The 7,078-nt window shown below is 66.8% G+C and carries 7 protein-coding genes; all 7 read right to left on the minus strand.

Annotated elements, in window-relative coordinates; genetic code table 11:
* Positions 1-574, minus strand: a 574-nt coding sequence (locus H7U20_RS27595; protein WP_370593268.1) for a type IV pilus assembly protein FimV, incomplete at its 3' end; no start/stop codon positions are given.
* A 244-nt stretch (positions 575-818) separates the two neighbouring features.
* Positions 819-1,946, minus strand: coding sequence for an aspartate-semialdehyde dehydrogenase (asd, locus tag H7U20_RS27600; RefSeq protein WP_199762344.1), 1,128 nt, complete (start codon positions 1,944-1,946; stop codon positions 819-821).
* Positions 1,947-2,027: 81 nt separating this feature from the next.
* Positions 2,028-3,098, minus strand: coding sequence for a 3-isopropylmalate dehydrogenase (gene leuB, locus H7U20_RS27605; protein WP_199762345.1), 1,071 nt, complete (start codon positions 3,096-3,098; stop codon positions 2,028-2,030).
* An 18-nt stretch (positions 3,099-3,116) separates the two neighbouring features.
* Positions 3,117-3,764: a 3-isopropylmalate dehydratase small subunit gene (leuD, locus tag H7U20_RS27610; protein ID WP_199762346.1), complete on the minus strand. Its 648-nt coding sequence runs from the start codon at positions 3,762-3,764 to the stop codon at positions 3,117-3,119.
* A 53-nt stretch (positions 3,765-3,817) separates the two neighbouring features.
* Positions 3,818-3,943, minus strand: a complete 126-nt coding sequence (locus H7U20_RS27615) for an entericidin A/B family lipoprotein (RefSeq protein ID WP_199762347.1) — start codon at positions 3,941-3,943, stop codon at positions 3,818-3,820.
* Between the two features lie 25 nt (positions 3,944-3,968).
* Positions 3,969-5,372: a 3-isopropylmalate dehydratase large subunit gene (gene leuC, locus H7U20_RS27620; protein ID WP_199762348.1), complete on the minus strand. Its 1,404-nt coding sequence runs from the start codon at positions 5,370-5,372 to the stop codon at positions 3,969-3,971.
* Between the two features lie 271 nt (positions 5,373-5,643).
* A partial coding sequence (locus tag H7U20_RS27625) for a chemotaxis protein CheA (protein WP_199762349.1) occupies positions 5,644-7,078 on the minus strand: 1,435 nt, incomplete at its 5' end.

Here is a 7,078-nt window from a genome sequence, read left to right on the forward strand (position 1 = left end):
TCGCGGCCGCACGCGGCGCGCGCGCAGCACGGGCCGGGGCCGGCGCCGCCGCGGCGGACGTTGCGGCGGCGGCCGGGGCGGCGGCGGGCGCGGCGTTGCGGTTCGGCACGTCCACCGGCGCGGCCACCTGGGCCGACTGGGTGCTGCGCATCTCGGCCGGGTCGAGCAGGAAGGTGTATTCGCGCACCAGGCGGCCGCCGGTCCAGTTCAGTTCCAGCAGCATGTCGACGAAGGGTTCGTTGACGGCCTGGCTGGAGCTGATGCGGATCAGTTGGCGGCCGTTGCGCTGTTCGACTTCGAAGCGCAGCGACAGCAGGGTCGGGTTGAAATCGATGTTGGCCTGGCGGAAGGCCTCGGCCGGCGCCAGCTTGGCCACCAGGCCGGCCGCCTCGTCGGGCGCGACGGCGGTCAGTTCAATCTCGGCGCGCAGCGGCTGGCCGAGGGCGGACAGCACGGTGAGTTTGCCGAGCCCGGCGGCGTTTGCTGCGGGAGACAGGAGCACTGCGCAGGCGACGGCGCTGGTCAGTGTGTTCAACGCGAACGAAACGATGCTGGGACGGGTGGTTGCTGGCATAGTGGATGGCATATTGGTTGTCAGAGGAAAAATGTTACTTTCCCGGAGGTCCCAACATATCATCATGCACTAGACCATGCAAGCTTTGCGCGTGCTTTGTTCCCCTATGGGAGGGGATAATATGGACTGGGTGGCTGGACTAGGGCGCGAGCGACACAAAAAACCACCCAAAGGCGCAGAGCCGGGGTCGGACCCGGCGGGTCCGACCCCGGATTCCGCCTCCGGGTTTTGCCGAGCAGCCGCCTTAGTCTTCGAGCACGATGCGCAGCATGCGGCGCAGCGGTTCGGCGGCGCCCCACAGCAGCTGGTCGCCGACGGTGAAGGCCGACAGGTAGTCGTCACCCATGCTCATCTTGCGCAGGCGGCCGACCGGGATGCTCAGGCTGCCGGTGGCGGCGGCCGGCGACAGGTCGCGCACCGACGCTTCGCGCGTGTTCGGCACCACTTTGACCCACTGGTTGTTGGCGGCGATGATGTCGTGGATCTCGTCGATCGGCACGTCCTTCCTCAGCTTGATGGTCAGCGCCTGCGAGTGGCTGCGCATGGCACCGATGCGCACGCACAGGCCGTCGACCGGAATCGCCTTCGAGCCGAAGTCGGCGCCCAGGCCGAGGATCTTGTTGGTCTCGGCGCCGCCCTTCCACTCTTCCTTCGATTGGCCGTTGCCCAGGTCCTTGTCGATCCACGGGATCAGGTTGCCGGCCAGCGGCGCGCCGAACTGCTTGGTCTCGTCGGCGCTCAGGCCGTGCTGGGTGGCCAGCACCTGGCGGTCGATCTCGAGGATCGCCGAGGCGGGATTGTCGAGCAGGTGCTTGACCGAGCCGTTGATGGTGCCGAACTGGGTCAGCAGTTCGCGCATGTGCTGGGCGCCGCCGCCGGACGCGGCCTGGTAGGTCATCGAGGTCATCCACTCAACCAGGTTGTGCTGGAACAGGCCGCCCAGGCCCATCAACATGCACGACACGGTGCAATTGCCGCCGACGTAGTTCTTGACGCCCTTGCCCAGCGCGTCCTTGATGACGTGCAGGTTGACCGGGTCGAGCACGATGACGGCGTCCTGCTCCATGCGCAAGGTCGACGCGGCGTCGATCCAGTAGCCGTTCCAGCCGGCCGCGCGCAGCTTCGGGAACACCTCGCCGGTGTAGTCGCCGCCCTGGCAGGAGACGATGATCTCGCACTTTTTCAGTTCGTCGATATCGCTCGCGCTCTTCAGCACGGTCTCGTTCTTGGCCATCGCCGGCGCGGCGCCGCCCGGATTCGAGGTGGTGAAGAACACCGGTTCGATGTGGGCGAAATCGCCCTCTTCCTGCATGCGCTGCATCAGGACCGAACCGACCATGCCGCGCCAACCTACCAAGCCTACTAGTTTCATCACAATTCCTTCAATATCGTTTATACGTTTTATTTTGTTGTCGTTGCCGCCCAGGCGGCGCCGCGCCGATGCGCCGCGAGGTCAGGCCAGCGCCTTGACCACGGCGTTGCCCATCTCTTCGGTGCCGACCTTGGTGGTGCCGGCCTCGTAAATGTCGACGGTGCGCAGGCCCTGCGCCAGCACGGCCTTGACGGCGTTCTCGATGCGGTCGGCCTGTTCGGCGCGGTTCAGCGAATAGCGCAGCATCATCGCGGCCGACAGGATCGTCGCCAGCGGATTGGCGATGCCCTTGCCGGCGATGTCGGGCGCCGAGCCGTGCGAGGGCTCGTACAGGCCCTTGTTGTTGGCGTCCAGCGAGGCCGAGGGCAGCATGCCGATCGAGCCGGTCAGCATCGAGGCCTGGTCGGACAGGATGTCGCCGAACATGTTGCCGGTGACCAGCACGTCGAACTTCTTCGGCGCGCGCACCAGTTGCATCGCGGCGTTGTCGACGTACATGTGTTCGAGCGCGACGTCGGGGTATTCCTGGTGCACGTCGGTGACGATGTCGCGCCAGAACTGGAAGGTCTCCAACACGTTGGCCTTGTCGACGCTGGTCAGGCGCTTGTCGCGCTTGCGCGCCGCCTGGAAGGCGACGTGGGCGATGCGGCGGATCTCGCCTTCGGCGTAGCGCATCGTGTCGTAGCCTTCGCGCTGGCCCTTGAAGGCGCCGTCCGGGCACTCGCGCACGCCGCGCGGCTGGCCGAAGTAGATGTCGCCGGTGAGTTCGCGGATGATCAGGATGTCCAGGCCGGCGACCACCTCCGGCTTCAGGGTCGAGGCGTTGGCCAGCTCGGGGTACAGCACGGCCGGGCGCAGGTTGGCGAACAGGCCGAGCTGCTTGCGCAGGCCGAGGATGGCCTGCTCGGGGCGCAGCGCGCGCTCCAGCGTGTCGTACTGGTAGTCGCCGACGGCGCCGAACAGCACCGCGTCGGCCGCCTTGGCCAGCGCCAGCGTGCCTTCCGGCAGCGGGTGGCCGTGGGCGGCGTAGCCGGCGCCGCCGACGGCGGCCGTTTCCAGCTCGAAGGATTCGCCCAGCACGTTCAAGACCTTGACGGCCTGCGCGACGATTTCCGGGCCGATACCGTCGCCCGGGAGGATAGCAATTTTCATTTTTGTTCGATCAAGAAATTAGATGACGTTGGCCAGCCAGGGCTGGGTGGCCAGATGACGCTCTTCGAAGCCACGGATGGCGTCGGCGTGGCGCAGGGTCAGGCCGATATCGTCGAGTCCGTTCATCAGGCAATACTTGCGGAAGGCGTCGATCTCGAAGGGGTAGGAGACGCTGCCGTTGCTGGTGGAAATACGCTGCTGTTCAAGGTCGACCACCAGACGGTAACCGGGGAAGGCCTTGACTTCGTTGAACAGATGATCGATCTGCGCTTCTGCCAACACGATCGGCAGCAGGCCGCTCTTGTAGCAGTTGTTGAAGAAGATGTCGGCGAAGGACGGCGCGACGACGGCGCGGAAGCCGTACTGGTCGAGCGCCCAGGGGGCGTGCTCGCGCGACGAGCCGCAGCCGAAATTCTTGCGGGTCAGCAGGATCGAGGCGCCCTGGTAGCGCGCCTCGTTGAGCACGAAGTCCGGGTTGAGCGGACGGCGGCTGTTGTCCTGGCCCGGTTCGCCGTGGTCCAGATAGCGCCACTCGTCGAACAGGTTGGGGCCGAAGCCGGTGCGGTGGATGGACTTGAGAAATTGCTTGGGGATGATGGCGTCGGTGTCGACGTTGGCGCGGTCGAGCGGGGCCACCAGGCCTTCGTAGATGATAAATTTATCCATGATTCTCGTTCGGGTTGTGCGACGGCGGACCGTCGGGCCCGCCGTGTCGCTGATTATTTTTTGCTGGAAGCGCCTTCAACCGCCTCGCCGACTTTTTTGACATCCTTGCCGAAGCCGTTGATGGTGTTGCAGCCGCCTAGCAGCAGCGCGATGAGGGTCAGGACGAATAGTTTTTTCATGATGTGCTCAGGGTGGAACGGGAATTCAGCGCAGTGTGCGGATGTCGACGAAGTGGCCGGCGATGCCCGCCGCCGCCGCCATCGCCGGCGACACCAGGTGGGTGCGGCCGCCTTGGCCCTGGCGGCCTTCGAAGTTGCGGTTCGAGGTCGAGGCGCAGCGCTCGCCCGGTTCGAGCCGGTCGGCGTTCATCGCCAGGCACATCGAGCAGCCCGGCTCGCGCCATTCGAAGCCGGCGTCCTTGAAGATGCGGTCGAGTCCCTCGCGCTCGGCCTGGTCCTTGACCAGGCCCGACCCCGGCACCACCAGCGCCAGCTTGACGTTGGAGGCGCGGTGCTTGCCGCGCACCACTTCGGCGGCGGCGCGCAGGTCTTCGATGCGCGAGTTGGTGCAGGAGCCGATGAAGACCTTGTCGATGCGGATGTCGGCGATCGGCGTGTTCGGCGTCAGCGCCATGTAGACCAGCGCCTTTTCCATGGCGTCGCGCTTGACGGCGTCCTTTTCCAGGTCGGGGTCGGGCACCCGGCCGTCGATCGAGGTGACCATTTCGGGCGAGGTGCCCCAGGTGACCTGCGGCTTGATCTCGGCGGCGTTCAGGCCGACCACCAGGTCGAAGCGGGCGCCCGGGTCCGAGTGCAGGATGCGCCAGTAGTCGACGGCGCGGTCCCAGTGCGGGCCGACCGGCGAGAAGGGGCGGCCCTTGACGTAGTTGATGGTGGTGTCGTCGACGGCGACCATGCCGGCGCGGGCGCCGGCCTCGATGGCCATGTTGCAGACCGTCATGCGGCCTTCCATCGACAGGGCGCGGATGGTCGAGCCGCCGAATTCGATGGCGTAGCCGTTGCCGCCGGCGGTGCCGATCTTGCCGATCACGGCCAGCACGATGTCCTTCGCGGTGATGCCGGCCGGCAGCGCGCCGTCGACCTGCACCAGCATCGCCTTGGATTTTTTCGCCAGCAGGGTCTGGGTGGCCAGCACGTGCTCGACCTCCGAGGTGCCGATGCCGTGCGCCAGGCAGCCGAAGGCGCCGTGGGTCGAGGTGTGCGAGTCGCCGCAGACCACGGTCATGCCCGGCAGGGTGGCGCCCTGCTCCGGCCCGATGACGTGGACGATGCCCTGGCGCTTGTCGTTCATGTTGAAATAGGTCAGGCCGTAGGCCTTGGCGTTGCGGTCCAGCGTTTCGACCTGCAAGCGCGAGACCGGGTCGGCGATGCCGTCGGCGCGGTCGGTGGTCGGCACGTTGTGGTCGGCCACGGCCAGGTTGGCCGAGACGCGCCAGGGCGCGCGGCCGGCGGCGCGCAGGCCGTCGAAGGCTTGCGGGCTGGTCACTTCGTGCACCAGGTGGCGGTCGATGTAGAGGATGGTGGTGCCGTCTTCCTCGGCGCGCACCACGTGGGATTCCCAGAGTTTGTCGTAAAGCGTCTTCATCATGATTTGTGCTTGCTGCTACAGCCTGTGTGAGTGGTCCACTTTGATTATGCCATATTTGTGCAATGCAAAACCAAGGCCGCCACCGGGCCTCGTGAGCCGATACGGACTTGGGTAGTGATACACCTGGTATGACTCCTATAAAAATTTTGTCTGACTTGCCGCCGCCGCGCGGCCCAACATCCATGCGGGCGGCGCCGCTTTTTCGGCGAAAAAAATAACAAAAAAAATGCCTGCGGAGTACGCAGGCATTGTTGGTTTCCCAGTGGGTCGGCTAGGCCGCCATGCGCACGTTGCCCCGACATCCATCCATCAGGAAGGATAGGCCGACCACTAGCACCAGTTCGCCCTCGGCCGAGCGCGCCGTGCCGGTGATGCCCTCGACCGAAATGGCGGTCATCGGCTTGATCACCAGGTCGGCGGTGCCGTCCACCGCCTCGACGGCGAGAATGTACGGTTGTGGCGCGGCGACAACAATGCCCACCTTCTCGCGGCAGCTCTCGTAGCCCAGCGCGGCGGCCAGCGAACGCACCGGCAGCGGCCGGCCCTGGTCCTTCAGCACCGGCGCGCCGCCCACCTCGAGGAACACCTCGGGCAGTTCGACGACCCGCTGCACCACCGCCATCGGCAGGGCCAGCGCGGCGCCGGAGGTCGACACCAGCATGGTCGGCACGATCGACAGCTCGATCGGCAGGCGGATGGCGAACTTGGTGCCGAAGCCGAGCGCCGAGTCGATGTGGATGGCGCCGCGGTTCTTCTCCACGGCGGTTTTCACCACGTCCATGCCGACCCCGCGGCCGGACACGCTGGAGGCGACGTCCTTGGTCGAGAAGCCGGGCAGGAACACCAGCTGGAAGCAATCGTCGCTGCTCAGCTGGGCCGCCTCGCTGATCAGGCCCTTCTCCAGCGCCTTCTTGCGCAGCTTCATCGGGTCCATGCCCTTGCCGTCGTCCTGCAGCACGATCATCACGCTGTTGGCTTCCTGCCAGGCCTTGAGCGAGATGTAGGACTTGGTCGACTTGCCGGCGGCGATGCGTTCCTCGGGCGATTCGACGCCGTGGTCCAGCGCGTTGCGCAACATGTGCACCAGCGGATCGTACAGGCTGTCGACGACGACGCGGTCGACCTCGGTCTCGGCGCCCTCGATGGTCAGCTCGACGTCCTTGCCCAGGTCCTTGGCCAGTTCGCGCACCAGGCGGGGGAATTTCTGGAACAGGCGGCCGACCGGTTGCATGCGCGTCGCCAGGGTGGCGCGCTGCAATTCGGTGGAGTAGCGCGAGGCCCGCTCCAGCGTCTCGGCCAGGGTCGCCATCAGGGTCGCCGCCTGGCCCTCGAACTTGAATTGCAGCAGGCGTTCGAGCAGCACGGCGGCCTGGTTGGCGGCCTGCACGGACTCGCCGGCCACTTCGAGCAGGGCGTCGAGCTTGACGGCGTCGACGCGGATGCTCTCTTCCTTGACCGGGGCGGCCTGCGGACGGTGTTCCTCGCGCTTGTCGCCCTCGGCGCGGCGCGGCGCCACCGACGGCGCGATGGCGGCGGCGGCGGCGGTGGCCACGGCGACGCCTTCGGCCAGCGCCTCGGCCGACAACGCGCCGGCCGGCGCCGGGGCGCTGGCGGCGGCCGCCGGGGTGTGGCTGCCGGCCGGGGTCACGGCCAGGTACATGCCTTCCCAGTCGAGGCCGTCGGCGGACGGCGCGCGCGGCGCCGCC

The organism is Rugamonas violacea (assembly GCF_016461825.1).
GTDB lineage: Bacteria > Pseudomonadota > Gammaproteobacteria > Burkholderiales > Burkholderiaceae_D > Rugamonas.